Origin of the sequence: Streptomyces sp. 13-12-16, from assembly GCF_002114215.1 — a bacterium.
Taxonomy (GTDB): Bacteria; Actinomycetota; Actinomycetes; order Streptomycetales; family Streptomycetaceae; genus Streptomyces.
Genome location: NZ_NCTE01001357.1, coordinates 1 through 871, shown reverse-complemented (window position 1 = coordinate 871; position 871 = coordinate 1). Strand labels below are relative to the sequence as shown.

1 pseudogene is annotated in these 871 nt (G+C 77.4%); it reads left to right on the top strand.

The annotated features are described in order from the left end of the window. Window positions 1-871 (top strand): annotated as a pseudogene (locus B7767_RS40810) (hypothetical protein); the annotation flags it as partial.

Genomic DNA, 871 nt, shown 5'->3' with positions numbered 1-871 from the left:
GGAGGCCGTCAGCACCGGCCGCGCCCAGCCCGCCGCCACCGTCCGGCACCGGCACCTCTCCGAGCGCCCCCTGGTCTTCGTGCCGCTCATCACCGCCGGCGAGGCGGGCGCCCCGCTCGGCGCGCTGGTGGGCACCGACCGGGACGCGCCCCGGCTGCTCGTCGTACCGCAGCCGCGCGACCGTGACCTCCGCTTCGCGTTCCTGGCCGAGCTGGCCGACGTGGTGCTGCCGTACGTCGACGGTTTCGCGGACGTCGTGGAGGCCGCCGAGCGCGCCGAGACCGACCCGGAGACCGGCAAGCGGGTCAAGGTCGAGGTGGAGCTGTGCGCGGACGCGCCCCAGCTGATCGTGCCGTCCCGGGCCGGCATCGACCTCGTACGGCTCCTCGGCCGGTCCATGCGGTTCCGGCGCACGGCGGAGCAGGATCCGGAGGCCCCGTTCCCGGCGCCGCCCCGGGTGCCGCTGCTCGGGCGGTGGCTGACGCACTTCGGGGAGCGGGCCCGGGTGCCCGGTTCCTCGCTGCTGCTGGCCATGAGCGACGTGCTGGCCCGGCACTGGGCGACCGGGCAGTCCTCCCTGGAGGACCAGCACCTGGGGGCGCTGCTCGCCTGGATCGACCCGCCCGAGGGACGCTCGGGGGCGGAGGCCGCACAGGAGGCCGAGCTCGCGCGGGACGCCGACGGCCAGCTGCGGTGCCCGCCCGCGGGCCCGGCGACCGACCCGGCGTTCGACAACAAGCTGCTCGCCCCGGCCATCGAGCGCTACGACCGGGCCCGTACGGCGCTCGCGGCGGCGGAGGACGGCCTGGAGGCCGACGACCGCCTCGGCGCGCTGACCGCCGCCGAGCGGGAGATCCGCGCACTGGTGGAG